Source organism: Streptomyces sp. DSM 15324 (assembly GCF_001514285.1).
Taxonomy (GTDB): Bacteria; Actinomycetota; Actinomycetes; order Streptomycetales; family Streptomycetaceae; genus Streptomyces.
On the sequence record NZ_KQ949024.1, the window covers coordinates 90785 to 115854 of the forward strand.

The 25070-nt window shown below is 73.6% G+C and carries 27 protein-coding genes and 3 pseudogenes; 7 read left to right on the top strand and 23 right to left on the bottom strand.

Annotated features, from left to right (window positions below; genetic code table 11):
* Positions 1–307 precede the first annotated feature (307 nt).
* Both AQJ58_RS06630 and AQJ58_RS06635 read left to right on the top strand, forming a co-directional pair.
* Positions 308–688, top strand: coding sequence for a DUF2795 domain-containing protein (locus AQJ58_RS06630; protein ID WP_067246038.1), 381 nt, complete (start codon positions 308–310; stop codon positions 686–688).
* A gap of 183 nt (positions 689–871) precedes the next feature.
* On the top strand, positions 872–1159 hold the full coding sequence (locus tag AQJ58_RS06635; RefSeq protein WP_067246041.1) for a hypothetical protein: 288 nt from the start codon (positions 872–874) through the stop codon (positions 1157–1159).
* Between the two features lie 229 nt (positions 1160–1388).
* Here the strand turns inward: AQJ58_RS06635 and AQJ58_RS06640 are convergent.
* From AQJ58_RS06640 to AQJ58_RS06650, 3 genes and pseudogenes are all read right to left on the bottom strand, one after another.
* Positions 1389–1661: pseudogene (locus tag AQJ58_RS06640) on the bottom strand (DUF6158 family protein); the annotation flags it as partial.
* Positions 1662–1688: 27 nt separating this feature from the next.
* Positions 1689–3308 (bottom strand): ABC-F family ATP-binding cassette domain-containing protein, encoded by a 1620-nt coding sequence (locus tag AQJ58_RS06645; protein ID WP_067246044.1) that lies wholly within the window; start codon positions 3306–3308, stop codon positions 1689–1691.
* Between the two features lie 42 nt (positions 3309–3350).
* Positions 3351–4010 (bottom strand): histidine phosphatase family protein, encoded by a 660-nt coding sequence (locus AQJ58_RS06650; RefSeq protein WP_067247626.1) that lies wholly within the window; start codon positions 4008–4010, stop codon positions 3351–3353.
* A gap of 196 nt (positions 4011–4206) precedes the next feature.
* Between AQJ58_RS06650 and AQJ58_RS06655 the strand changes: the two genes are divergently transcribed.
* Positions 4207–5028: a methyltransferase domain-containing protein gene (locus AQJ58_RS06655; protein WP_067246047.1), complete on the top strand. Its 822-nt coding sequence runs from the start codon at positions 4207–4209 to the stop codon at positions 5026–5028.
* 53 nt (positions 5029–5081) lie between these two features.
* Positions 5082–5252, top strand: a complete 171-nt coding sequence (locus AQJ58_RS06660) for a hydrophobic protein (RefSeq protein ID WP_067247629.1) — start codon at positions 5082–5084, stop codon at positions 5250–5252.
* Positions 5253–5340: 88 nt separating this feature from the next.
* Here the strand turns inward: AQJ58_RS06660 and AQJ58_RS06665 are convergent, their stop codons facing one another.
* The 14 genes and pseudogenes from AQJ58_RS06665 to AQJ58_RS06730 form a co-directional block, all read right to left on the bottom strand.
* Positions 5341–5604, bottom strand: coding sequence for a gas vesicle protein K (locus AQJ58_RS06665; RefSeq protein WP_067247632.1), 264 nt, complete (start codon positions 5602–5604; stop codon positions 5341–5343).
* A gap of 20 nt (positions 5605–5624) precedes the next feature.
* A complete protein-coding gene (locus AQJ58_RS06670) occupies positions 5625–5813 on the bottom strand; it encodes a gas vesicle protein (protein WP_067246048.1) in 189 nt (62 codons plus the stop codon).
* Positions 5810–6625, bottom strand: a complete 816-nt coding sequence (locus AQJ58_RS06675) for a GvpL/GvpF family gas vesicle protein (protein WP_067246051.1) — start codon at positions 6623–6625, stop codon at positions 5810–5812. Before AQJ58_RS06675 ends, AQJ58_RS06670 begins: the two co-directional genes overlap by 4 nt.
* On the bottom strand, positions 6622–6969 hold the full coding sequence (locus AQJ58_RS06680) for a gas vesicle protein (RefSeq protein WP_067246053.1): 348 nt from the start codon (positions 6967–6969) through the stop codon (positions 6622–6624). The genes AQJ58_RS06675 and AQJ58_RS06680 overlap by 4 nt, the downstream gene beginning before the upstream one ends.
* A complete protein-coding gene (locus AQJ58_RS06685) occupies positions 6966–8198 on the bottom strand; it encodes an SRPBCC family protein (protein ID WP_067246055.1) in 1233 nt (410 codons plus the stop codon). The genes AQJ58_RS06680 and AQJ58_RS06685 overlap by 4 nt, the downstream gene beginning before the upstream one ends.
* Positions 8195–8920 carry a DNA primase gene (locus tag AQJ58_RS06690; RefSeq protein WP_067246058.1) on the bottom strand — a complete coding sequence of 242 codons (726 nt, stop codon included), beginning with the start codon at positions 8918–8920 and terminating at the stop codon, positions 8195–8197. Before AQJ58_RS06690 ends, AQJ58_RS06685 begins: the two co-directional genes overlap by 4 nt.
* Complete coding sequence (locus AQJ58_RS06695) at positions 8917–9180, bottom strand: gas vesicle protein GvpG (protein ID WP_067246061.1); 264 nt, start codon at positions 9178–9180, stop codon at positions 8917–8919. Before AQJ58_RS06695 ends, AQJ58_RS06690 begins: the two co-directional genes overlap by 4 nt.
* Entirely contained in the window at positions 9164–9940 is a 777-nt protein-coding gene (locus AQJ58_RS06700) for a GvpL/GvpF family gas vesicle protein (protein WP_067246064.1), read from the bottom strand. The genes AQJ58_RS06695 and AQJ58_RS06700 overlap by 17 nt, the downstream gene beginning before the upstream one ends.
* Complete coding sequence (locus AQJ58_RS06705; RefSeq protein ID WP_067246066.1) at positions 9937–10377, bottom strand: gas vesicle structural protein GvpA; 441 nt, start codon at positions 10375–10377, stop codon at positions 9937–9939. The genes AQJ58_RS06700 and AQJ58_RS06705 overlap by 4 nt, the downstream gene beginning before the upstream one ends.
* Before the next feature lie 73 nt (positions 10378–10450).
* Positions 10451–10834: a gas vesicle protein GvpO gene (locus tag AQJ58_RS06710; RefSeq protein ID WP_067246069.1), complete on the bottom strand. Its 384-nt coding sequence runs from the start codon at positions 10832–10834 to the stop codon at positions 10451–10453.
* A gap of 85 nt (positions 10835–10919) precedes the next feature.
* A pseudogene (ligD, locus tag AQJ58_RS06715) lies at positions 10920–11833 on the bottom strand (non-homologous end-joining DNA ligase).
* A gap of 29 nt (positions 11834–11862) precedes the next feature.
* Entirely contained in the window at positions 11863–13725 is a 1863-nt protein-coding gene (locus AQJ58_RS06720; protein ID WP_067247635.1) for a transketolase, read from the bottom strand.
* Positions 13726–14157: 432 nt separating this feature from the next.
* Positions 14158–14664 (bottom strand): phage holin family protein, encoded by a 507-nt coding sequence (locus AQJ58_RS06725; protein WP_067246072.1) that lies wholly within the window; start codon positions 14662–14664, stop codon positions 14158–14160.
* A gap of 61 nt (positions 14665–14725) precedes the next feature.
* Positions 14726–15672: pseudogene (locus AQJ58_RS06730) on the bottom strand (arginase family protein).
* A 58-nt stretch (positions 15673–15730) separates the two neighbouring features.
* On the opposite strand from AQJ58_RS06730, the gene AQJ58_RS06735 reads away from it, so the two are divergent.
* A complete protein-coding gene (locus AQJ58_RS06735; protein ID WP_067247638.1) occupies positions 15731–16078 on the top strand; it encodes a DUF6204 family protein in 348 nt (115 codons plus the stop codon).
* Here the strand turns inward: AQJ58_RS06735 and AQJ58_RS06740 are convergent.
* From AQJ58_RS06740 to AQJ58_RS06765, 6 genes are all read right to left on the bottom strand, one after another.
* Positions 16050–16604 carry a GNAT family N-acetyltransferase gene (locus AQJ58_RS06740; protein WP_067246076.1) on the bottom strand — a complete coding sequence of 185 codons (555 nt, stop codon included), beginning with the start codon at positions 16602–16604 and terminating at the stop codon, positions 16050–16052. The genes AQJ58_RS06735 and AQJ58_RS06740 overlap by 29 nt on opposite strands.
* A 19-nt stretch (positions 16605–16623) precedes the next feature.
* Complete coding sequence (locus AQJ58_RS06745; RefSeq protein WP_067246077.1) at positions 16624–16908, bottom strand: lipopolysaccharide assembly protein LapA domain-containing protein; 285 nt, start codon at positions 16906–16908, stop codon at positions 16624–16626.
* A gap of 36 nt (positions 16909–16944) precedes the next feature.
* Positions 16945–17874: a S66 peptidase family protein gene (locus AQJ58_RS06750; RefSeq protein WP_067246080.1), complete on the bottom strand. Its 930-nt coding sequence runs from the start codon at positions 17872–17874 to the stop codon at positions 16945–16947.
* Positions 17871–20165, bottom strand: a complete 2295-nt coding sequence (locus AQJ58_RS06755; protein WP_067246083.1) for a prolyl oligopeptidase family serine peptidase — start codon at positions 20163–20165, stop codon at positions 17871–17873. Before AQJ58_RS06755 ends, AQJ58_RS06750 begins: the two co-directional genes overlap by 4 nt.
* A 14-nt stretch (positions 20166–20179) precedes the next feature.
* Entirely contained in the window at positions 20180–21496 is a 1317-nt protein-coding gene (locus AQJ58_RS06760) for a M20/M25/M40 family metallo-hydrolase (RefSeq protein WP_067246085.1), read from the bottom strand.
* 105 nt (positions 21497–21601) lie between these two features.
* Positions 21602–22435, bottom strand: a complete 834-nt coding sequence (locus AQJ58_RS06765) for a M55 family metallopeptidase (RefSeq protein WP_067246088.1) — start codon at positions 22433–22435, stop codon at positions 21602–21604.
* Between the two features lie 173 nt (positions 22436–22608).
* Between AQJ58_RS06765 and AQJ58_RS06770 the strand changes: the two genes are divergently transcribed.
* Both AQJ58_RS06770 and AQJ58_RS06775 read left to right on the top strand, forming a co-directional pair.
* Positions 22609–24294, top strand: a complete 1686-nt coding sequence (locus AQJ58_RS06770) for an MBL fold metallo-hydrolase (protein WP_079078742.1) — start codon at positions 22609–22611, stop codon at positions 24292–24294.
* A complete protein-coding gene (locus AQJ58_RS06775; RefSeq protein WP_067246090.1) occupies positions 24291–25034 on the top strand; it encodes a sulfite exporter TauE/SafE family protein in 744 nt (247 codons plus the stop codon). The genes AQJ58_RS06770 and AQJ58_RS06775 overlap by 4 nt, the downstream gene beginning before the upstream one ends.
* Positions 25035–25070: the final 36 nt, after the last annotated feature.

Consider the following 25070-nt stretch of genomic DNA (forward strand, 5'->3'; position numbering starts at 1 on the left):
GCCCCCATCACAGCCGCAGACCCGCACGGCCGCGCGCGGCCGCGGTCCATTGGCGGGACGGGACCCGCCACACGGGTGATCCGCGGCCGGTACCGGGCACCGAGCCCGGGGCGGACGGGGGAAGAACCCTGAAGCCCATGGACCGCATGGAACTCGCGGAGCTCATGGAGCACAGGGAACTCGCACGGAACTCGCACGGAACTCGCACGGACCCCGTATGGAACTCGCATGGACCTCGTGCAACCCGTGTCGGCCCGCGCGCCCCGGGTACGCGGTGGGCCGAGCACCCGATGATCTGGAGGGAGACATGCAGCGAGGCAGCGACCGGTTGAGCGTGCACCGGGACGAAGAGATGAAGCACGAGTTGCAGGGCCTGCTCCGCTCGGGACACCCCACGCGGTCCACGGAGTGGCACGATCCGGAACCGTCCGCCGAGGACGATCCGCAGATCTGGGGCGGTCCGGTGGTACCGGGCTCCCCGCAGGCCTCCCTGGCGACGGTCCGTCAGGAGCTGGGCCGGATCCTGGGGCGCGGTTCCTTCCCCGCGCATCCGCGGGAGCTGTCCCAGGCCCTGCGCCGCAGGAACGCGCCCGACGCGCTGGTGGACGCCGTGCACCGGCTGTCGCCCGAGGCGCGTTACGCGAACGCGGCGGAACTGGCCGAGGCGGTGGTCACCGGCGCCCGGTGAAGGCGGCGCGCAGCTCCGAACAGGCGACTGTGCGGCGAACGTGTCCCCCGGACGGCATGCCGGTGGTTGCCGTGAATGGGTCGGCGTGTTGGGGTGCAAAAGGTGCAATCGTAACATACGGTGCACACTCGTAACGTTCAGTTACATCGCGAGACACACCACCCAGACAGCAAAGGGGATGTAATGCGCACGCTTCGCAAGGCCGGCCTCGTGGCCGCAATGATCGGCACCCTCACCCTGACCGGTGCGGGAGTCGCCTCCGCGGGCGGCTCGGACGGCAACGCCCAGAACTGCACCCAGACGGGCGAGGTCAACGTCGGCCTGGTGAACCTGTCGAAGCTGAACCTCGGACTCGGAGCGCTTCTCGGCCTCGGGTCGGCCGAGCAGGACAACGGTACCCAGTTCAGCTGCATCAACGGCAACGGCAACACCGGCGTACAGGCCGATGGCGGCGAGGACAGCAGCCGATAAGGCACGGAGCTGAACAGGGCGGCCCCGGGATCCGACCGCGGGTCCCGGGGCCGCCTCACGTCTGTCACGTCCGGACGGCCGCCGTGGCGGTCCGGACGGGTCCCGTCCGGACGGGTCATCCCGCCCCGGCGTCCGCGCCCGCCGAGCCCGGCCCCCACTTGCCGACCGGAGCCTGCGCGGCGACCGTCCCGCTCGCCGGGCGTGCGCCCCGCCCGCCGTTCGCCACGTCGGCCCGCTCCCTGGCCCCCTCGCGGGTGCGGCCGGGGGCGACGAAGCGGCCCGGGTTGCGGCGCAGGTACTCGCCCTCCAGCTGGGCCATACGGTCGTTGTGGGCGCGCAGGGCGTCGTTCGAGCCGTACAGCAGGGTGTCGTGGCGCGTGCGGTGGATCGTCTCCAGCTCTTTCATGAGCTGCTGGTCGTCCAGCCGGTCAGGGTCGACTCCGGTCATGGTGGTGCCCCGCTCGTCGTTCCGCCTACTGCGTCCCTTCCACTGTACGAACATTCGGGCCCCCGGGCCCCCGGGCGTCGCCTACCGGGCGCGCTCCACGCGCCGTTCGTCCCACACCGGCTCCGGCGTCTCGCGCACCCGGCCGTCGCTGCCGAAGACGAGGTAGCGGTCGAAGGAGCGGGCGAACCAGCGGTCGTGGGTGACGGCGAGGACCGTGCCCTCGAAGGCCTCCAGTCCCTCCTGGAGGGCCTCGGCGGACTCCAGGTCGAGGTTGTCGGTGGGCTCGTCGAGCAGGAGCGCGGTGGCGCCCTCCAGTTCCAGGAGGAGGATCTGGAAACGGGCCTGCTGGCCGCCGGACAGCTTGTCGAAGGCCTGTTCGGCCTGCTGGGTGAGCTCGTAGCGGCGCAGCCGGGACATCGCGGCACCGCGGTCCTGGGAGTGCTCCTTCCACAGGATGTCGAGGAGCGTGCGGCCCTGGAGTTCGGGGTGGGCGTGGGTCTGGGCGAAGTGCCCGGCCACGACCCGCGCACCGAGCCTCCACTCGCCGGTGTGGGCCACGCCGTCGCCGGCGAGGAGGCGCAGGAAGTGGGACTTGCCGGAGCCGTTGGAGCCGAGGACGGCGACCCGTTCGCCGTAGAAGACCTCCAGGTCGAACGGTTTCATCAGGCCGGTGAGTTCAAGTCCCTTGCAGGTGACGGCCCGTACGCCGGTGCGGCCGCCCTTGAGGCGCATCGTGATGTCCTGCTCGCGCGGCGGCTCCGGCGGCGGTCCGGCCTCCTCGAACTTGCGCAGCCTGGTCTGGGCGGCCTGGTAGCGGGAGGACAGCTCGTGGCTGATGGAGGCCGCCTGGCGGAGGTTCAGGACGAGCTTCTTCAGCTGGGCGTGCTTCTCGTCCCAGCGGCGGCGCAACTCCTCGAAGCGGGCGAAGCGTTCCCGGCGGGCCTCGTGGTAGGTGGCGAAGCCGCCGCCGTGCACCCAGGCGTCGGCGCCGGTGGGCGAGGGTTCCACGGAGACGATCTTCTCGGCGGCGCGGGAGAGGAGTTCGCGGTCGTGGGAGACGAAGAGGACCGTCTTGCGGGTCTCCTTCAGCCGCTCCTCCAGCCAGCGCTTGCCGGGGACGTCGAGGTAGTTGTCGGGCTCGTCGAGCAGCAGCACCTCGTCGGTGCCGCGCAGCAGGGCCTCCAGCACCAGCCGCTTCTGCTCGCCGCCGGAGAGGGTCCGTACGAGCCGGAACTGCGCCTTGTCGTACGGCACCCCGAGCGCGGCCGTGGTGCACATGTCCCACAGCGTCTCGGCCTCGTAGCCGCGCGCCTCGGCCCAGTCGGAGAGGGCCTGCGCGTACTGGAGCTGGGCGGCCTCGTCGTCGACGGTCATGATCGCGTGCTCGGCCCGGTCGACGGCCTTCGCGACGTCCTGGATCCGGGGCGAGGACACCGACACCAGCAGGTCGCGTACGGTCGTCTCGTCGCGCACGGAGCCGACGAACTGGCGCATCACGCCGAGGCCGCCGGTGACGGTGACGCTGCCGCCGTGGGGCTTCAGCTCGCCGGAGATCAGGCGCAGCAGGGTGGTCTTGCCCGCGCCGTTGGGGCCGACCAGGGCGACCACGGCCCCTTCGCCCACCCGGAAGGACACGTCGCCGAGCAACGCCCTCCCGTCGGGGAGGTAGTACTCGAGGTGCGCGGCTTCCAGGTGTCCCATGAGGAGGCATTCTGCGGGCCGTGCCCGCCGGGCGGCAAACCCTTAATCCCCGAGCCGCCCGGTGGCGGGCTCGCCCGCCGGGCCGCCCTCGCCTGCCGGCCGTACCGTGGCGCCCGCCCAGGTCAGGACCTGCCAGCCGGACGCGGGGTCGCCCTCCAGGATCACCGTGCCCGTGTTGGCGAGGCGGTGGGCGGCGGCGAAGGGGACGTCGACGTTGCGGGCGCGGGCGGCGGTCCAGGCGCGGATGGCGGCGCCGTGGCTGACCAGGGCCGCGGCGGACGCGCCGGCGGCGGCCTCGGCGACGACGGCGTCGTAGCGGGCGAGGAACTCGGCGCCGCTCTCGCCGCCCGGCATACGCAGGTCCAGGTCGCCGGCGGCCCAGGCGAACACGGTGCGCATGTAGAGAGCGGCCTCGGCGGACTCGCCGGGCCGCATCTCCAGGTCGCCGGCGAAGACCTCGCGGATGCCGTCGCGGACGTGGACGTCGAGACCGCGGGCGGCGGCCAGCGGGGCGGCGGTGAGCCGGGTGCGCACCAGGATGGAGGCGTACACCGCGTCGAGGTTCTCGTCAGCGAGGGCGTCGACCAGGGCGGCCGCCTGCCGCTCGCCGAGTTCGGTGAGGCCGGGGCCGGGGGCGGCGGTGTCGAGGAGGTGGTCGACGTTCGTGGGGGTCTGGCCGTGGCGGACGAGCAGCAGGCGCATGCGGGGACCCTCCCGGTCGCGGACGCCGCCCGCGCGGGCAGCGGCGGCATCAGGGTAGCCGACCTTCTCCTGACGCACCGTCAGTCCATATGGCAAAACGGATGGTCTCAATATGCGGTCGGCGGGCGTACGGTGAGGAGCATCGCCCGGACTCCCGGAGCCCGGGGCCGGGTACGTCGAGCAGAGGGGCCGAGCCATGCCGAAGGCACAGGAGACCGCCGTCTACACGCACGGGCACCACGAGTCGGTGCTGCGTTCCCACACCTGGCGCACCGCCGCCAACTCCGCGGCCTACCTGCTCGGCGCGCTGAAGCCGCACATGCGGATCCTGGACATCGGCTGCGGACCCGGCACGATCACCGCGGACCTGGCGGCCCTGGTGCCCGACGGGCACGTCACCGGCGTCGACCGTGCCGAGGACGTCCTGGGGCAGGCCCGGGACACCGCCGCCGCCCGGGGCCTGACCAACACCGACTTCGCCGTCGCCGACGTCCACGCCCTGGAGTACCCGGACGACTCGTTCTGCGTGGTCCACGCCCACCAGGTGCTCCAGCACGTCGGCGATCCGGTGCAGGCGCTGCGCGAGATGCGGCGGGTGACGAAGCCGGGCGGGTACGTCGCGGTGCGCGACTCGGACTACGCGGCGATGATCTGGTATCCCGCCTCGCCCGGCATGGACGACTGGCAGGACGTGTACCGGCGGGTGGCGCGGGCCAACGGGGGTGAGCCGGACGCCGGGCGGCGGCTGAAGTCCTGGGCACTGGCGGCCGGTTTCACCGACGTGACCGCGACCTCCGCCACCTGGACGTTCAGCAGCCCGCAGGAGCGGGCGTGGTGGAGCGGTCTGTGGGCCGACCGGACCCTGGCGTCGGCGTACGCGGACCGGGCCGTCGAGGGCGGCCACGCCACACCGGAGCAACTGCGGGCCGTGTCGCGGGCGTGGCGGGAGTGGGGCCGGCAGGAGGACGGCTGGTTCGCGGTGCTGCACGCAGAGATCCTGTGCCGAAAGGATGCCTGAGGCGCGGATGATTCGCGGATTCCGGGAAACCCGGAATGCAGGAGGTTCACACTATGGTTCCCATTCTGCTGGTCCTGCTGCTGGTGCTGATTCTTTTCGGCGCCGGATTCGCAGTGAAGTTGCTGTGGTGGATCGCACTCGCGGTTCTCGTCGTCTGGCTGCTCGGATTCCTCTTCCGGGGGACTTCAACGGCGGGAGGCAGGGGCCGTTGGTACAGGTGGTGAATTGAGCGGCATCCGATAAGAAGCACCGTCCGGTAAGCACCATCCGGTAAGCACCGTCCGGTAAGAAGCACCCAGAGGGCCCCGGGGCTCATTCCCTGGGGAGCAGCGGTCCGAGCGGCCCGAGGTCCAGATTCAGGTCCTCGGGCCGCAGTCCGTAGCGCTCGCGCAGCTCGGTCATGCGGTCGTCGAGCAGCATGAGCGTGAGTCCGATGCGCTCCTCCTGCTCCTCGCTGAGGTCTCCCTGGTCGACCCGGCGCAGGGCCTGGCGTTCCATCAGCTGGCGCACCAGCTCCACCACCGTGAGGACGAGTTTGACCAGGTCGCGTTCGACGGTGTCGGGTTCGAGGTCCATACGGTTGCGACGGGTGGCGGTCACCGCGCATCCTCCCAGGGCGAACGCACGTGGTCGTTGACGGAGCTGATCAGCGCGTTCAGGTCGATCCGGACGAGGTCGACGTCCGCGATGCGCAGGGTGACGTCCCCGGTGATGACGACCCCGCCGGCCAGCAGCCGGTCGAGGAGGTCCACCAGGGCCACCTCGCGCCGCTCGACGACGGTCATGGCCTCTCCTCCGGTTCACCGGATCGCTCCGCGTCACCGGATCGCTCCGCGTCCGCCTGCTCGACGAACGAATAGGCGGCCCACGGCCCGGTGAGTTCCACTCGCATTCCGGATTCCTCGCCCTTGGTGCGGTCCACGATCTCCACGAATTCCTCCGACCGGGAGCGCGGTACGAGATAGGCGGCATTCAGCACGTTCTGTCCCGCGCCGGCCGCGGAAAGCGAGGAGTTCTGCGGCGGGTGCAGCCGGGCGTCCTCGGCGTGCGCGCGCAGCGTCGCGTGCAGCCGGGTGGCGAACCGCTCGGCGCGCTGCCAGGTGTCCTCCCGCGTCCTCGCGCGCCGACGGCGCTGCTGGAGATAGTCCCGGCCGGAGGCGGGCCGCGCGGGCGAGGGCGTGGCCGCGACCGGCTCGGGCTCCGGTTCGACGTACACCTTGACGCCCCACTCCACTCGCCCGGTCAGCCGGTCCAGCGTGCGGCGGAAGTGGTCCTCCTGCTGTTCCATCATCACGCGTACGCCGCTGTCGTCGCGGAAAACGGTCGCGAGCCGCAGCGGCAGCGGGGTCGTGACGGCGGTGAGCGCGTCGACGACCTGCTGGTGGGCGCGGGCGGTGGCGGCCAGCCAGTCCAGGTCCTCCAGGCGGCGGCGCAGCGCCTCCTCGGAGAAGTCCCGTTCCGGTACATGGCTGACCACGGCGATAAGGCCGTGGTGGGCGAGCAGCCGGGGCGGATCGCCCGCGACCCCTGTCAGATCGGCCTGCAGGGGTGCGCCGAGCGGTCGGCAGACGGCGTAGACGTAACGCAGTCCGGTCATGGAGACTCCTCACGGACGTCCTGCGGGGCACGGGCCGGGGCCAGTTCCTCGAGCCGGGCGAGCCGGGTACGCAGCTCGGCGTTCTCCCGCGCGAGTTCGTCGCGGCGGGCGCGGGTGGACAGGTTCGGGTCGTCCTCCCACCAGTCGATGCCCATCTCCTTGGCCTTGTCGACGGAGGCGACGACGAGGCGGAGCTTGATGGTGAGCAGCTCGATGTCGAGCAGGTTGATCCGGATGTCGCCGGCGATGACGATCCCCTTGTCGAGGACGCGTTCCAGGATGTCGGCGAGGTTGGCGCCGCCACCCTGGGCGTACGGCTCCGGCAGCCGGCTCGGCACGGTCATCGCCTGCCTCCGCCCTCGTCGGCCGCGGTGTCCTCGGCGTCGTCGTACCCGCCCTCCTCGGCGTCGTCGTACCCGCCCTCCTCGTCCTCCTCGTAGGCGTCCTCCGGTTCCTCGTCGTACTCGTCCTCGGGCTCCTCCTCGTCGTACTCGTCCTCGGGCTCACCCTCCTCGTCCTCGTCCTCCTGGTCCTCGTCCTTCCGGTCCTCCTCGGGCTCCCGGGCCTCACCGTCCTGCTCGTCCTCGGCGCGGGGGCCGTCCTCGCCGTCCGGGCGGTCCTCCTCCTCGTCCTCCCGGTTCCCCTCATCGTCCTCCCGGGCGTCCTCCTCCGCGACCGCGTCCTCGTGGGAGCGCACGACCTCGCCGTCCCGGATCTCGCCGCGCCAGCCTTCGGCCGCCTCTCCCTTCAGGCTGATGAAGCGGGCGAAGTTCTTCAGGTCGAGCCGGACCCGGCGGCCCTGGGCACGCCAGATGTTGCCGGTCTTCTCGAAGAAGCCCGAGGGGTAGTACTCGATGACGAGCACGACGCGGGTGAGGTGGTCGGCGAGGCGGTGGAAGGAGACGACACCCTTCGTGGTGCCCTTGGCGCCCTCCGAGGTCCAGGAGATCCGGTCGTCCGGCACCTGTTCGGTGGTCTTCCCCTTCCAGCTGCGGCTGGACCAGAACACCTTCGCCTGCCAGTCGCTGGCGGTGTCGTCCGCGCGTGAGGCGCTCTTGACGCCCTTGGCGAAGGTGCTGAAGTCCTGGTAGCGGGTCCACTGGTCGTAGGCCGTGCGCAGCGGCACGCCGACGTCGATCTGCTCGATGATGACGGTCGGCTTGTGGCCGGCGCCGCCCTTGCCCTTGCCCTTCCCCTTGCCGCCGAGGTTCTTCAGGGCGCCGGTCACGCTGTCCTTGGCGTGCGAGGCGCCGAGCTCGAGGGCGGTGCGCACCGGGCCCTTGCCCTCGGCGAGCTTGCGGCCGCCGTCCAGTGCCGTTTTGGCGAGGCCGGGGCTGTTGCCCTCGGCGATGTCGTTGAGCTTGCCGGTGGTCTCGCCGAGCTTGCGGCCGACACCCGTCAGCAGGCGTTCGGCCTGGGCGGAGAGGTATTCCTGCACCTCCTCCTTCAGCCGGTCGGCGGCCTCGCTGTGGGCCAGCCCGGCCAGCGGATTCGCCCCGTCGGTGGCCGCGCCCGCCGCCTTGCCGGCGGTCCTGGAGGTCGCGGAGGTCGCGGATCCCACGGTCTCGGTCATCGGTCGTCGCCTCCCTCGCGTCCCCCGCCACTGCGGCTGCCGCCTCCGCCACCGCGGGAGGCCGTGCGCGCCCCGGTCTTGCGGGCGGCGGCCGACTTGCGGTCCGCGGTCTTCTTCGCCGGAGCCTTCCTGGCCGGTGCCTTCTTCGCCGCTGCCTTCTGGGCGCTCTTCTTCGCCGGCGCCTTGCGGGCGGGCCGCTTGCGCGCCGCGCCTCCGGCCTCTTCGTCCCCTTCCTCGTCCTCGTCCTCGTCCCCTTCCTCGTCCCCGTCCTCTTCCTCGTCCTCGTCGGTCTGCGCGTCCTCACGGTCCTCGGGGCGGTCCTCACGGTCCTCGGGCTCCTCGCCCTCGTCCGTGTCGTCGTACTCCCCCTCGGCCTCGGTGTCGTCCTCCCCGCCGTCGGACGCCACGCCCTCCAGCCGGTCGCGCACCTCGGCGGTACGGCCGTGCAGCCGGTCGGCGAGAGCCTCCATCTGCCGTTCCACCAGGGCGCCGGTGGCGGCCTTGCCGACTCCGCGCAGGTCCCCGCGGATCTCGTCACCGATCTCCTTGAACTGGGGGTTGTCCTTGAGCTGCTGTGACAACAGCTCCGTGACGGCCCGCGGGCTCAGGTTGAGCCGCTTGCCGGCCGCGAGCGTGCCGAGGGCGAACGCCAGTTTCAGCTTCTTCGTCCGTCCGAGGAGATATCCGGCCCCGAGCGCGAGGCCCAGTCCCATTCGGTTCATCGTGTCGTCCCGTCGTCCGTCGCCGCGCTCGTGCGCGTCGCGATCTCCAGCCGGTCGAGGAGTTCGTCCTCCAGCCGGTCGAACTCTTCCTCCGTGATCTCACCGGCCTCCAACAGCTCCTCCAGCCGGGCGAGTTCGGCCCGCACGGCGCCCGGGTCGTAGTAGATCCGCTCCGCCTCCCGCACCACCTGTCCGATCACCCACCCGCTCCCCCGCACGGGCGCGAACGGCAGCAGGAGCAGCTCAGAGATCAGTCCCATGGCTCACCTGCTCCCCGGTGTCGCCCGCGGGTACGGACGGTCCCGGTTCGACGAAGCTGTACGGCGGCAGCGGGCCGTTGACGCGCAGGTCGAGGTGCGGGCTGGCCTTGCGCAGTTTCTCGGCGGCCTCCAGGAAGTGGGCGGCCGCGTCCCGTTCCACCAGGAAGGAGACGTTGGCCAGCCAGCCGGTGGACTCGGGGCCCATGCTGGTGGCGGCGGCCAGCGGCCGCAGGGCCTGCTGCACCTCGGCCGCGTCCTCGGCCTCCCTGGCGCGGACCGCCGCGGCGACCACCTCGCCGAGCCGCAGCCGCTGCTCGTAGGTGCCGCCCCCGGCCTGCCGGTTGGCCTCGGCGAGGGTGCGCAGTTCGGTGCTGTCGGCCATGACCTGGTGCAGGACGACCTCCTCCACGTGCGCGGCCTTGACGTTGTACTCGACCTTGCCGTCGAGCGCCTCCAGGCGTTCCCGGTAGTGCTCGGCGCGCTCGGCGAGGACGGCGGTGACGGCCTCGTCGTCGGGGGCGACGCTGCCGAACCGCATGGGCAGCACACAGCCGGTCGCGCCGACCTCGGACAGCACGCTCTGGTGGGCGAGGAGTTCCCTGCGCTTGGGACGCAGTTCCTCGGGCGCGTCGCTGACCACGGCCGCCAGCTCGCCCGCCGTCAGGACGCGCAGCGGCCTCGGCGGGTCGCCGATGCCCGTGAGGCCCTCGGGCAGGGCGGGGTGGGACCGGGCGGCGATGCCGTAGACGTAGGTGCTCACGCCTCGTCCTCCTTCCTGCGGGCCGCGGTGCTCTTGCGGGGCCGCGGCCGGGACTCGCGCTCGGGCTCCTTCGAGGAGCTCTCGTCACGGGCCTGACGGAACGCGTCGGAAACGGTCTCGGCGGCGCCGGACAGCGCGCCCTTGGACTTGCCGCGCGCCCCGGACTCGGTGATCTCGCCGACCACGTCGGGCAGGCCCGGGGTCTTGTGCGGCCCGGCCTCGAGGTCCAGCCGGTTGCAGGCCTCGGCGAACCGCAGATAGGTGTCGACGCTGGCCACCACGACCCGGACGTCGATCTTGAGTATTTCGATGCCGACGAGGGAGACCCGTATGAACGCGTCGATGACGAGACCCCTGTCGAGGACGAGTTCCAGAACGTCGTAGAGACTGCCGCTGCTGCCTCCACCGCCGGCCTGCTGTGCCGGGACAACGGTCATGTCGACCGCGCCTCCTTGTCTGGGTGTGCGTTCGGGTGTGCGTCTGGATGTGCGGGGCGGACGGGCGTGCGACCTAGCGGCCGCCGCCCCGGTGTGCGTCGGACCGCCCCCGTTCGTAGCGGCTCACGCGCCGGTAGCCGGTGAGCCGGCCCTGCGGGTCGAGATCGACGCGGTAGCTCGCCATCAGGCTCATCGTGTCGGGAACCCGGGCGAGTTCCAGGACCTCGATGTCGAGGGTCCAGCCGTCCTCGGTGCGCTCGAAGGACGAGACGGTCTCGGCGTCCCGGCCGGTCAGCTCCGCGAGCTGGGCGCGCGCCTCGCGCAGCACCTCCATGGGGCTCGGCCCCTTGTCGTCGGCCATGCTGGCGTCCTCGCCCTTCGTGTGCCGTACGTCGCTCGTCGTGTCCGGTCTCTCGCGTGCGGTCCGCGTACGCGGTGCCTCTGTGGTGTCGGGCATGGCCACCTCTTCCCGGAAGGGCCACTTCTTCCCTCCGGGTGGCCTGAAGCCCCTTGGCCAAACCTTCACGACTCGCCGGAATCCCTCAGCCGGCGCGCAGGGCGTCGAGCCGGCGCCGGGCGGGTCCGAGGGAGCGGCCGCGCCGGGACGTCGTGGACCAGGGGCGGGTGCGGGCCTGCTCGGCGGCGTCCGCGACGGTCCAGCGGCGGGGGCCGAGCCCGGGGTCGTCGAGCTGCTCCCAGGTGATCGGTGTGCGACGGGCGCGCCGGGCAGGGCGCGCACCGTCCAGGGGGCGACGGCGGTCTGCGCGTAGGCGTTGCGGCCGGTGTCCAGGTAGAGGCGGTCGCCGCGGTCCTTCTTGCGGGCGGCGGTGGTCAGCCGGTCGGGGTACCGGGCGGCGAGCAGCCCGGCGGTGTCCCGGGCGAAGGAGCGCACCTCGTCGAAGCCGTGCCGCGGGTCGAGGGGGACGACGGCGTGCAGTCCGCGGGAGCCGGTCGTCATGAGGGAGGCCGGCAGCCCGAGTTCGCCGAGCAGTTCGCCCAGCCACCGGGCCGCCTCGCGGACCGTGTCGAAGTCGTCGCCGAAGGGGTCCAGGTCGAACACCATCAGGTCCGGGCGGTCGGGCCGCCCGGACCGCGACAGCCAGCGGTGCAGGGTGAGACAGGCCTGGTCGGCGAGGAAGGCGAGGGTCGCCGAGTCGTCGCACACGGCGTGCCGGACCGTGCCGCCCTCCTTCGGCAGCTCGGCCCGGACGATCCACCGCGGATAGTGGTCGGGGGTGTTCTTCTGGAAGAAGCGGGGCCCACCGGGACCGTCGGGGTGCCGCTCCAGCATCAGCGGGCGGTCCCGCAGCTGCGGCAGCAGGAACACGGCGACCGACCGGTAGTACGCGACGATGTCCGCCTTGGTGTACCCGCCGCCGGGGCCGCCGCCCCGCCCGCCCGGCAGGAGCACCTTGTCCGGCCGGTGGATCTCCACGGTCCGCCGGCCCGCCCGCACGGTGCGTACGTCGTCGCCGGCGGCCCGGGTCACGGCACCACCGCCGTCTCCACCAGCAGCCGGACGGCCGCCGCGATCGACTCGGCGTCGATGCCCGCGGCGTGCAGCTGCTCGGCCGGGGACGCGGAGCCCGGTGTCGTACGCACGGCGAGCCGCGCCAGACGGGGCACGGGACGGCCGTCGAGGAACGCCTCGAGGACGGCGTCGCCGAGGCCGCCCTGCGGATGGTGGTCCTCCACCGTGAGCAGACAGCCGGTCTCCTCGGCCGCGCGGCGCAGGGTGTCCCGGTCGACGGGCTTGACCGAGTACAGGTCGACGACGCGGGCCGCGATGCCCGCGCGCGCCAGCGCCTCGGCCGCCGCGAGGGCCTCGGGGACGGTGACCCCGGCCGCGACGATCGTGATCCGGTCGCGGTCGGAGGCGCGCAGCACCTTGCTGCCGCCGACCGGGAACTCCTCGTCGGGTCCGTAGAGCGCCGGGCCGCCGCCGCGCGAGGTGCGCAGGTAGCGGACCCCGTCGAGCCCGGCCATGGCGCCGACCAGCTGTGCGGTCTGGTTGGCGTCGCACGGGTAGAGGACGGTCGAGCCCTGCACGGCCCGGAACATCGCGAGGTCCTCCAGTCCCATCTGCGAGGGCCCGTCCTGCCCGATGGCGACGCCCGCGTGCGAGCCGACCAGGTTGATGCCGGCCCCGCTCACGGACGCCATCCGGACGAAGTCGTGGGCGCGGGTCAGGAAGGCGGCGAACGTGGAGGCGTACGGCACCCAGCCGCGCGTCGCGAGACCGACCGCGGCGGCGACGAGCTGCTGCTCGGCGATGTAGCACTCGAAGAAGCGGTCGGGGTGTTCCTTGGCGAAGTACTCGGCGCGCGTGGAGTCGCTCACCTCGCCGTCCAGGGCGACGACGTCGGGGCGGGCCGTGCCGAGGGCGGCGAGGGCCTGTCCGTAGGCGTCCCGGGTGGCGACCTGCTCGCCGGAGTCCTTCTCCCAGCGGGGCAGGTCGGGCCGTCCGGTGGGGACGGAGTGCAGGGAGCGGGCGGCGGGCGGCTCATGGACCTCGACGCGCAGGTCACGCAGGCCGCCCAGTTCCGCGATCGCTTCCTCGGGGTCGGGCAGCGGCTTGCCGTGCAGGCCCTCGCGGTCCTGGACGCTTTCCACGCCCCGGCCCTTGAGGGTGCGGGCGAGGATCGCGGTGGGCTGCCCCCGGGTGGAGACCGCCTCCCCGTACGCCCGGTCGACCGCGTCGACGTCGTGGCCGTCGATCTCCACGGTGTGCCAGCCGAAGGCCTGGAACCGGCGTGCGTAGGCGTCGAGGTCGTGGCCGTGCCGGGTCGGGCCGCGCTGGCCGAGCCGGTTGACGTCGACGATCACCGTGAGATCGTCCAGGTGCTCGTACGCCGCGTGCTCGGCCGCCTCCCACACGGAGCCCTCGGCCAGCTCGCTGTCCCCGCACAGCACCCAGACCCGGTAGCCGGTGCGGTCCAGTCGCTTGCCGGCGAGGGCGATGCCGACCCCCACGGGCAGCCCCTGGCCGAGCGAGCCGGTGGCCGTCTCCACCCAGGGCAGCCGCTGCGGGGTGGGGTGCCCTTCCAGCCGGCTGCCGAGCGTGCGGAAGGTGAGCAGCTCGTCGTCATCGATGACGCCGGCCGCCTTGTAGGCGGAGTACAGGAGGGGGGAGGCGTGGCCCTTGGAGAGGACGAAGCGGTCGTTGGCCGGGTGGGCGGGACGGTCGAAGTCGTAGCGCAGGTGGCGGGCGAGCAGCACCGCCATCAGGTCCGCGGCCGACATCGACGACGTCGGGTGCCCGGAACCGGCGGCGGCCGCGGCACGGACACTGTCCACGCGCAACTGCTGTCCCAATGCGTTGAGTTCGGTGAGTTCGGCGGTGTCCATCGGGCTACTGGCCTCCTTCGGAAGGGGTGCGGGGCGGGTCGCGCGGGCGTCGGCCCGGCGCCTGGCGACCTGCGGGGTCGGCGCCACCACGGCGGCGTGGCGGTGCTCCTCCGGGGCGCCGTCCGTCGGGCCGGATCGCGTCCGGCCGGATTCCGTCGGACCGGATTCCGGGGGGCGGGATTCCGTGGGGCCGGATTCCGCCGGGCCGGAGTCCGTCCGGTCCGGCTGCTGCCGGCCCTTCACGGCCTCGGGGGTGGGCGCCACCACCGCGGCGTGCCGCTCGTGGCCGCCGGTGCCGCCGGTTCCGCCGGTGTTCCTGGTGCGAGGCGGTGCCACGGTTCACCTCCCGGCCGGGGTGGCGCGTGTGCGGGGCTTCCGCGTCCCCCCGGCCGGGGCGGCCAAACGTGCGCGGCCCCGGCGCCGTCTGCGGCGTCAGGCCCGGTGGTGCGGGTTCTCCGGGTCGATCCCGTCCGCGCCCGCGGGCGGGGCGGGCGGCATCGCCGGGTAGGGGGTGCCGAGACCGGCGGCCGGGCCGGCCGGGGGCAGGGCGCCGGGGACGGGTCCGTGTTCCGCGCGCCGGGCGGCGTGGCCGAGTTCCGTTCCTCCCGCGCTCCCCTGCCCGGCGGGGCGGTGCGGCCGGGCGGCACCGCGCAGGGCGTACGCCACGGCGGCGAGGATCACGGCGGTGATCAGGGCGGCGGCCCAGCCGGGCAGCCCGATGTCGAGGGCGAGGCCCAGCCCCAGGGCGAGGGCCGCACCGGCATAGAGGGCGACGGCGCCGGATGCCGCGTAGAACGTGGCCCTGCGGCGCTGCCTGCGGGTCTGCTCGCGCAGTTCGTCGCGGATCGTCTCACGTGCCACCTGCGCGAGCTCGTCGACGAGATGCCTGTCCAGGTGGTCCAGGTGTTCCAGGTGTTCCGGATGGTCGATGCGCTCCATGGCCGCCGGGTACCCGCCGTCACGGGGGCGTAACGCCCCGGTGCCGACCCCGGCGGGCCGGTCAGCCCTCGCCGGCCGGGGCGAGCGCCGTGACCACCAGGTCGGTGAGGAGGGCGCACGCGGTGCCCTCGGGGTCCAGGTCGGGGTCGTAGATGGTGACGTTGAGGCCGACGCAGCGCGGGGAGGCGAGCAACGGCCGCAGCAGGGAGAGGAGTTCGTCCGGCAGCAGGCCGTCGGGGTCGGGGCTGTCCACCGCCGGCATGACCGTCGGGTCGAGCACATCGGCGTCCAGGTGGACCCAGAATCCGTCCAGTTCGGGGATCTCGAAGGCCTGGGCGGTGGCGTCGCCGAGTGCCCCGGGCTCCCAGGAGCGCAGTTCGCCCACGGTGACGACGGGCACCTTCAGGGCACGGAGTTCGACGACCTCGGGGTCCGAGGCGTAGGCGTCGCGGACGCCGAGGAAGCGGATGTCCTCGTCGCGGAGGTAGGGGCCGAGCCCCTCCAGGTCGGTGAGGTCGCGCTGGCCCCGGCCGGTGGCGAGGGCCGCCTCCTCGCCGCCCGCCGCGCCGATGCGGTCGGAGTTGCCCGGGTGGCGGAAGTCGGGCGACGCTCCCCCACTGCCTCAAGGGCGTGGGAGGTGCCCCCATCCGCCGCCAGCCCGTACCGGCCGAGACGGCGCAGCGCGAGCGACGCGCCGAGCTGGATCGAGCAGTCCCCGCCGAGGACGACGGGAAAGCCGCCGGCCCGCACATGCCGCTCGATCCGGTCGGCGAGCCGACGGGTGTACGCGGCGAGCGCGGCCGCGTTGAAGACACCGTCGCCCTCCCGCCAGTCCCCCCGGTCGTAGCGCGGCGGGACGACCACGCCGCCCTCGGCCGCGCCGAGCCGTCGCAGGATGCCCTGCTCGCGCAGGGCGCCGGCGAGCTTGTGGCAGCCGGGGACGGTGCCGGGCGCGGGCGGCCGCAGACCGAGGTTCGAGGGGGCGTCCACCACGACGAAATTCCGCATGCGGCGCATCCTCGCCGACATACCCTCGGTCGTCCAACTGGTTGAGCGAGGAGCGAACATGACCGAGCGGCACACCTACCGGGTGATCGTCCGGGGTACGTGGGACGGGCTGTCCGAGGAGGCCCGTGCCCGGCTGGTCGCCGAGGCCGCCGGCCACGGTCTGGACAGCATGCGCTTCACCGAGGAGGGCACGCTGTCGTACGAGCCGCGGCCGCTGAAGCACTTCTCGATGCGGTTCGTGGTGGTGTCCGACCCGGCGGACGGCGAGGAGATGGCGGGCGCGCTCGCCGAGGACCGGGCTCAGACGGCGCTGCGGGAGCTCGGCTACGGCTTTGCCGGGCTGAGGTCGACGGTGACGGACCTCGACACCATGAAGATCAACCGGAAGTCCGCATCTCGGCGGTGAGCGCCCACCGTTCGTGGTCGCGCCACTCCCCGTCGATGTGGATCATCTTCGGGGAGAATCCCTCCAGCCGGAACCCGCACGCCCGGGCGAGGGCGATCGAGGCGGCGTTCCCCGGCTGCACGTTGATCTCCAGCCGGTGCAGGCGCATCGGCCCGAACGCGTACCCGATCACCAGGTCGAGACCCTCGCGCATCAGCCCCCGGCCGGCCGCGTGCGCGAAGGCGCCGTAGCCGAGCGCACCGCACTGGAAGCCGCCGTGCACGATGTTGTTGATGTTGACGAACCCGGCGACGGCCCCGGCCGACGCCTTCTCGCACACGAGGAAGCCCGCCTTCGTGGGGTCCTCGATGAGTCGTCCCGCGTAGGCGTCGTACGCCTCGGGGGTGGCCGGCGGGAACAGCCACGGCCGGTGCAGGTCCTCGCTCTCCCGGACCCGCGCGGTGAACTCGGCCCCGTCGGCGTAGGTGAAATGACGTATCCCCACGCGGGGGCCCTCGGCGAGGTGGCGGGAGGCGGTGTGCGGCATCCCGTCAGCCTACGACCGGTCAGCGGCGACGGCGGCCCAGACAGAAGTACGCCCCGCACAGCGCGCCGATCAGCCCGGTGGCGAGCAGCGCCGCCCACAGCGGCATGGTCACCTCGGGGATCAGCAGTCTGATCTTCGTCTCCTGCGTGTTCTCGAAGATGAAGATCAGGGTGAGCGCGGCGAGCACGAGCATGGTGATCCGGCCGGCCGTCAGCGACGCGCGCCAGCCACGGGAGCCGCGATGGGTCCCCGAGGCCTTCCCGGACTTCCCCGTCTTCGCGCCCTTCGTGGTCTTCGCGGTCATACGTCCAGGGTGGGCCGCGAACGGCCGCCCCGCACGTCAGCGCAGGGCCGGCGCGTCCAGGGTGAGGGTGCCGGCGTCCGCGTCGAGCTCGGCGCCCACCCCGAAGGGCACGGTCAGCGCGCCCTCGCAGTGCCCGAAGCCGAGTCCCTCGACGACGGGCACACCGAGCCCGCCGAGCCGGTCGGCGAGCACCGGCCGCAGCTCCTCGTACGGCCCGCAGCGGTCCCAGGAGCCGAGCGCGATCCCGGCGACGCCGTCCAGCCATCCGGTGCGCAGCAGCTGGGTGAGCGCGCGGTCCACGGCGTACGGCGGCTCGGCCACGTCCTCGACGAGCAGCAGCCCGCCGCGCGCGCCGGTCCTGGTGTGCGGGGTGCCGAGCCCGGTGGCGAGGAGGGTGAGACAGCCGCCGAGGGTGACGCCCCGGGCCCGGCCGGGGGCGAGAGCGCCGCCGGGGGTGGCGCAGGTGAGGGTGCGGACGGTCTCGGGGGCGAAGAGGGTGGCCCTGAGGTGGTCCTGGGCGCGGGCGTTCTTGACGAAGTCGATGCCGGCGGCGACCGGGCCGTAGAGCGTGACCAGTCCCAGGCGGACCGCGAACGCCTCGTGGACCGTGGTGCTGTCGCTGAACCCGACGAACACCTTCGGCCCGGCCGCCCGCATCGCGTCCCAGTCCAGCAGGTCGACGACGCGCTGGGCGCCGTAGCCGCCGCGGGCGCACAGCACGGCGTCCACGGACCGGTCGCACCAGGCCCGCTGCAGATCGGCGGCCCGGTCGGCGTCGGTGCCGGCGAGGTGGCCGAGGTCCGGGTGGCGGTCCAGGACGTGGGGCGCGGCCACCGGGTCGAGGTCCCAGCCGCGCAGCAGGTCGAGCCCGGCCTGGAGCCGCTCCTCCGCCACCGGTCCGCTGGGGGCGACGACGGCCACCCGGGCGCCGGGGGCCAGCCGGGACGGCCGCACGAGGTCCTTCACTGCGTGAACTCCAGGGTGGGGATGCCGGGCGGGCGCAGCCCGAACACCTGAGCGTACAGGGACAGCTCGGCCTCCAGCGCCCGCACGGTGGTCTCCGCCCGCCGGAACCCGTGCCCCTCGCCCTCGAACGCGAGATGGGCGTACGGCACCCGCCGACCCGCCAGCCGGGCCAGGAACCGCTCGCACTGCTCCGGCGGGCAGATCACGTCCTCCAGTCCCTGCAACAGCAGAAACGGTACGGTGATCCGCTCGGCGTGCTCGACGGGCGAGCGCTCGGCGTAGCGGGCGGGCACCTCGGCGAGCGGCCCGACCAGGGACTCCGGGTAGCGGGACTCCAGGTCGTGGGTCCCGCCGGCCGCCCAGCCCACCAGGTCGAGTACGGGATACCGGATGGTGGCGCACGCATACACCTCGGTGCCGGTCAGCGAGACGGCGGCGGTCCAGCCGCCGGCGCTGCCGCCGCGGATCGCCAGCCGGGCCCGGTCGGCGGTGCCCTCGTCGGCGAGCGCCCGGGCCACGGCCGCACAGTCCTCGACGTCGACCACTCCCCACTGCTCGCGCAGGCGCTCCCGGTACTCCCGCCCGTATCCGGTCGACCCGCCGTAGTCGACCTCGGCGACCCCGATACCGCGGGAGGTGAAGTAGGCGATCTCCAGATCCAGCACCAGCGGGGCCCGGTCGGTGGGGCCGCCGTGCGCCCACACCACGTAGGGCGGCAGCTCGTGCCCGGGGGCAGCGCAGGCGGGGTGGTGCGGGGGGTAGACGTGGGCGTGGACCTCCCGCCCGTCGGGGCCGGCGAAGGTGCGGATCTGGGGCTCGGGGTAGTACACGGGATCCACCCCGTCCTCGTGCGCGCCCCCGATCACGTGGGCCCGCCCGGTGCGCGCGTCCAGCTCCACCACCTCGTAGCCGGTCCTCGGGCTGGCCGCCACCGCGACCACCCGGTCCCCGCGCACGGCCAGCGTGGAGGCGAACTCCGTCCACGGCCCCGCCGCGTCGACCAGCTCCCCGGTCTCCGGGTCGAGGACGCCGAGCGCGGTGGTGCCCCGGCCGTGCACCACGGCGACGAGCCCGTTGTCCAGCGGGGCGAACCAGCGCAGGCCGAGCTTCCACAGGGCGCCACCGAACTCCTCCTCGCGGGGGCAGAGGGGTGCGTGGTCCCGGTAGAGGTTCCACCAGCCGGTGCGGTCGCTCACATACAGGAGGCGGTCGCCGGGAGACCGGATGGGGTCGCCGGAAGGGTGTGTGAGGTCGGCGGTGGACTGCGGGCGGTCGGCAGTGGGCGGTGGGCGATCGGCAGCGGACTGCGGGCGGTCGGCGGTGGACTGCGGGCGGTCGGCGGGGGACTGCGTACGGTCGCCCGTGGACCGGAGGTCGTCGACCGCGGAATGCATCCCGCTGCCTGCGGACCGGACGTCGTCGACCGCGGACCGCATACCGTCGGCCGTGGACCGGACACCGTCGACTGCGGACCGGTCACCGTCGGCCGTGGACCGGACACCGTCGACTGCGGACCGGTCACCGTCGACCGCGGACCACGGATCGTCGGCCGTCGACCGCTGCCAGTCCACCTGGGCGATCGACTCCTCCGGGCCGCCCGCCACCACCCGTGCCCCGGCCAGGGTTCCGTCCGGGGTGACCTCGGCGACGATCACCTCGGTGCCGTCCCAGGGCATCCGGGGGTGGTCCCAGACCAGCCAGGCGGCGTGCCGGCCGTCGGGGGAGAGTCGGGGGCCGGTGAGGAAGCGGTGCCGGTCGTCGGTGAGTTCACGGACGGCGCCTCGGTCGTCGGCGGCCGAGCCGTCGAGGGGGACGGCGGCCAGGAGACGACGGACGTCGGTGGGGGCGGGTCCGGTGAACTCCTCCAGCACGCACCAGACTTCGCCCCGGTCCAGGAGCAACAGGGGTTCCGCCCAGCGCAGTCCGCCGCCGAGGGCCGACCGTGGGGTCAAGGGGCGCGGCTGGTCGCCGGGGCGGCGGACGTACAGACGTTGGTCGGTGTGGTGGACGAAGACCAGCAGCGGGCCGTCGCGGAGGGGGACGGCCGCCCAGGGGTGGCCGCCGTACTCGTGGACGCGGCTGCGGACGTTCCACGGCGCGGGCAGCAGCGACTCCTCGGTGCCGTCGGGGTGGCGGCGGACGAGGGTGCGGCGGCCCTCCTCGGTGGGCCGGGGCGCGGTCCACCACACCTCGTCGCCGACGAAACCGACGTACTCGGGCCGCCCGTCGTGGGCGGCGGCGAGCCGGGCGTCGATGGGTGAGGGCCAGGAACCGTAGGGCAGGATCTGCACGTCTCCCCGCTCGTCTAGGCCGTGCGCAGGAACCGGTCGAGGACGTGGACGCCGAAGTGCAGGGCCTCGACGGGGACGCGTTCGTCGACGCCGTGGAAGAGGGCCTGGTAGTCGAAGCCCTCGGGCAGCCGCAGCGGGGCGAAGCCGTAGGCGGCGTCGATGCCGAGGCGGGAGAACTGCTTAGCGTCGGTGCCGCCGGACATGCAGTACGGCACGACGTGCCCTTCGGGCGCGAACTCCCGTACGGCGTCCCGCATCTTGGCGAAGAGGGGTGCGTCGACGGGCGCCTGGAGGGCGACGGAGCGGTGGCGGAACTCCCAGTCGACGTCGGGGCCGGTGAGTTCGTCGAGGGTGGCGACGAACTCGTCCTCGGTGCCCGGAAGATAGCGTCCGTCGACATGGGCGACGGCCTCACCGGGGATGACGTTGAGCTTGTAACCGGCTTCCAGCATCGTGGGGTTGGCGCTGTTGCGGACCGTCGCCTCGACGAGGGAGGCGGCCGGGCCGAGCTTGTCCAGCAGGATGTCCACGGCGTCGGGGTCGTCGAGGGTGCTGTGCAGGCCGTAGAGGGCGGCGAGTTCGGTGAGGGCGGCGCGGACGGTGGGGGTGAGGCGCACCGGCCAGGCGTGCTCGCCGATGCGGGTGACGGCGGCGGCGAGCCGGGTGACGGCGTTCTCCCGGTTGACCTTGGAGCCGTGTCCGGCGCGGCCGCGCGCGGTGAGGCGGAGCCAGCCGGTGCCGCGCTCGCCCGCCGCGATGGGGTAGATCTCGCGGCCGGCGCCGTCGTGGAAGGTGAACGCGCCGGATTCGCCGACGGCCTCGGTGCACCCCTCGAAGAGGGCGGCGTGCCGCTCGGCGAGGAATCCGGCGCCGTCCTCGGCGTCGGCCTCCTCGTCGGCGGTGAAGGCGAGGACGATGTCGCGGCGGGGGCGTACGCCCTGCCGGGCCCAGGCGCGCACCACGGCGAGGATCATCGCGTCCATGTTCTTCATGTCGACGGCGCCGCGGCCCCACACCACCCCGTCACGGACCTCGCCGGAGAAGGGGTGAACGGTCCAGTCGGCGGCCTCGGCGGGGACGACGTCGAGGTGGCCGTGCAGGAGCAGGGCATCGGCCGAGGGATCGGTGCCCTCGACGCGCGCGACGACGTTGGTGCGGCCGGGGGTGCGTTCGAGGAGGACGGGTTCGAGGCCGGCGTCGGCCAGTTGCGCGGCCGCGTACTCGGCGGCGGGCCGTTCGCGGCAGTCGCCGCCGCCCCGGTTGGTGGTGTCGATGCGGATGAGGTCGGAGGTGAACCGGACGACCTCGTCCCCGGCCTGCGCGTCAGTCATCCCGCTCCTGTTCCCGCCGTACGGCCCTGTCGCCGTGCCGCCCTGCCGTTCTGCCGCCCTGCCGGATTGCCGGACTCCCGGTCTGCCGGTCTGCCGTAGAGCCGCTCAGCCGTACTGCTCCTCGATCGCGGCCGAGACGACGGTGGTGACCGCCTTGAAGGTGCGGATGCACTCGTACATCGTGCCGCTGGTGTACGCGATCCTACGTTCGCCGGTGCGCCGCACGCCCGGTACGACGGTGGCGGCGAGGGCGAGGTGTTCGGCGTCGACCTCGACGGCGACCGTGTACGGTCCGCCGTCGACCGGGTCCCGCCGTACGGCGAGGGCCGCCGCCTCCTTGGCCGCCGCGCGGATGTCGGCGGCGGTGCGGGCCGGAGTCCGGCACACGGCCGCGTAGCGGGAGACGTGGTCCTTGACGGCCACCTTCAGTGCCTCGGGGGCGTAGCCGAGGGCGTCCTCGCAGGCGACGTCATCGCCGGTGACCAGGACGACGGGGACGCCGTACTCGGCGGCGACGCGGGCGTTGAGGAGGCCCTCGCTGGCGCGTACGTCGTTCAGCCAGACGCCGGTGAGGGAGTTGGCGAGGTAGGTGTGGGCGAGGACGCCCTCCATGCCGGCGCCGGCGTGGTAGCCGACGAACGCGATGCCGTCGATGTCCCCGTGCTGGACGCCTTCCACCATGGAGAGGGACTTGTGCCGGCCGGTGAGCATCTCGACGCGGTCGTCGAGGTGTTCGAGGAGGAGGTTGCGCATCGTCCAGTGGGCCTCGTTGACGACGACCTCGTCGGCGCCGCCGTCGAAGAAGCCGAGGGCGGCCGCGTTGACGTCGGAGGTGAACATCGACCGGCACCGTTCCCACTGCGGGGTCCCGGGCAGCACGTCGGCCGGCCAGGTGACGCCGGTGGCGCCCTCCATGTCGGCGCTGATCAGGATCTTCACGTCCGGTTCCCTTCCCGCTGCGGGCTGCCGAGCCTAGGGGGCGGCGGCCTGCCCGCCCCGGAAGCGACTCCGGCGACATCCGAATGGAATACCCCCGGGGGTATCACTGTTACAGTGAAGGACAGATACCCCGGGGGGTAATTTCAGCCGGAGAGCCAGAGAGGGAGAGCCCCGTGTTCTTTGCCGACGTCGTGAAGACCGAAGGACTGGGAAACCGCAGCTACCTGGCGGGCGGTGCCCGGGCCGCGGTGGTCGTGGATCCGCCGCGGGACATCGACCGGGTGATCGCCGCGGCGGCCCGGCGGGGAGTGCGGATCGTGGCCGTCGCCGAGACTCACGTCCACAACGACTACGTGTCCGGGGGCCTGGAGCTGGCCCGGCTGACCGGGGCCCGCTATCTGGTGCCGGCCGGGGCGGAGGTGGCGTACCCACGCGTGGCGGTCGGGGACGGGGACCTGGAGCCGGTCGACGAGGGCCTGGCGCTGCGCGCGGTGGCCACGCCCGGGCACACCCCGCACCACACGGCGTACGTCCTGGAGGAGTCGGGGCGGCCGGTGGCGGCGTTCACCGGCGGGTCGCTGCTGATCGGCAGTGTGGGCCGCCCCGACCTGGTGGAACCGCGGCTGACCGAGCCGCTGGCCCGGGCCCAGCACGCCTCGGCGCACCGGCTCGCGGCCGCGCTGGGCGACGAGGTGTCCGTGCTGCCGACGCACGGGTTCGGCAGTTTCTGCTCCGCCGCGCAGGCGGGCGGCGAGAGCAGCACCATCGGCGCGGAGAAGGCGTCCAATCCGGCGCTGGCGCAGGACGTGGACACGTTCGTGAAGGAGCTGCTGGCCGGGCTGGACGACGTGCCCGCGTACTACGCGCACATGGGCCCGGCCAACGCGCGCGGGCCGGCGCCGGTGGATCTGACGCCGCCCCGGCGGGCCGACGCGGCCGAGCTCGCCCGGCGGCTCGCGGCCGGTGAGTGGGTGGTGGACCTGCGCGGCCGGGTGGCGTTCGCCGAGGGGCATGTGGCGGGCACGTTCAACTTCGAGGTCGACGGGCAGCCGGCGACCCATCTCGCCTGGATGATCCCGTGGGGCCGGCCGGTGACGCTGCTCGCGGCAAGCGCCGAGGACGTCTCGCGGGCGCAGCGGGAGCTGACCCGGGTCGGCATCGACCGGCCCGTCGCGGCGGCCGTCGGCTCCCCGGCCGACTGGCTCCCGGAGGGGACGGCCCCCGCCTCCTTCCCCCGGTCGACCTTCGCCGGGCTCGCCGCGGCCCGGGCGCGCCAGGACGACGTGGTCGTGCTGGACGTACGCCGTGACGGCGAGCGGGCCGCCGGCTGGATCGAGGGCAGCGTCCACCTCCCGCTGCACCAGCTGCACCGGCGGCTGGCGGAGGTGCCGGCCGGCACGGTGTGGGTGCACTGCGCGGGCGGGATGCGGGCGGCGATCGCGGCGTCGCTGCTCGACGCGGCGGGCCGGTCGGTGGTGGCCGTCGACGACGGCTTCGCCGCGGCGGCCGGGGCCGGCCTGGTCGCCGCGAGCCGTGTCACGCCGGCCCGGGCGCATCGGCTGCTCCAGGTGGGGTCGGCCGTGCTGGTCGACGTCCGGGAGGAGGACGAGTTCGCCGCCGGGCATGCGCCGGGCGCCGTCCACCTGCCGCTGTCCGTCCTGGCGGACGGATCGGCGGGGCTGCCGGACGGCCGGGACCCGGTGCTGGTCTGCCGGTCCGGCAACCGCTCGCGGCAGGCGGCCGAACTGCTGGCCACGCGTGGTGTGTCCGTGCCGGACATGGTCGGCGGGATGCGGGAGTGGGCCGCCCAGGGGCTGCCCGTCGAGAGCGCGCGCGGGGCCGCCGGGACGGTGCGGTGAGCGCGTTCGCGGCGGCGCTGCTCGCCGGGGCCCTGGTCGGTGTGGCCCTGGGCGCACTGGGGGCGGGCGGCAGCATCCTGACCGTACCGGCGCTGATCTACCTGCTGGGTTTCGACCCGGCTTCGGCGACCACCGCGAGCCTGGTCATCGTGATCGTCACCTCGGTCACCGCCCTGGTGGCCCACGCGCGCGTGGGGGCGGTGCGCTGGCGGGCGGGGCTGCTGTTCGCGGCGGCGGGTGTGCTGCCCGCCGCGACGGCCGGCGCCCTCTCCGCCCGGATCCCGCAGGCCGCGCTGACCGCGATGTTCGCGGTGCTGGCCGCCGTGGCGGCGGTACGGATGCTGCGGCGCGGCGCGCCACGCGCGGGTACGACGGTCTCGGCGGCCCGGGCGACGGGGGCGGGGGCGGGTCTCGGCGCGGTGACCGGGTTCCTCGGGGTCGGCGGGGGATTCCTCGCCGTACCGGCGCTGGTGGGTGTGCTGGCCGTGCCCATGGGGGCCGCCGTGGGGACGAGTCTGCTGGTGATCGTCACCAACGCGGTGGTGGCCCTCACGGCGCGCGCCCACAGCGCGAGCGGGCTGGACTGGGCCCTGATCATGCCGTTCCTCGCGACGGCCGTGCTGGGGGCGTGGGACGGGCGGCGGCTCGCCGCGCGGGTCTCCCCCGCCACCCTCCAGCGGGTCTTCGGGGCGGTGCTGCTCGCCGTCGCGGCGGGGATGGGCCTGACGGCCGTGCGGTGACCCCTGACGCCACCGCTCCTCCCCGGGGCAGCGGCT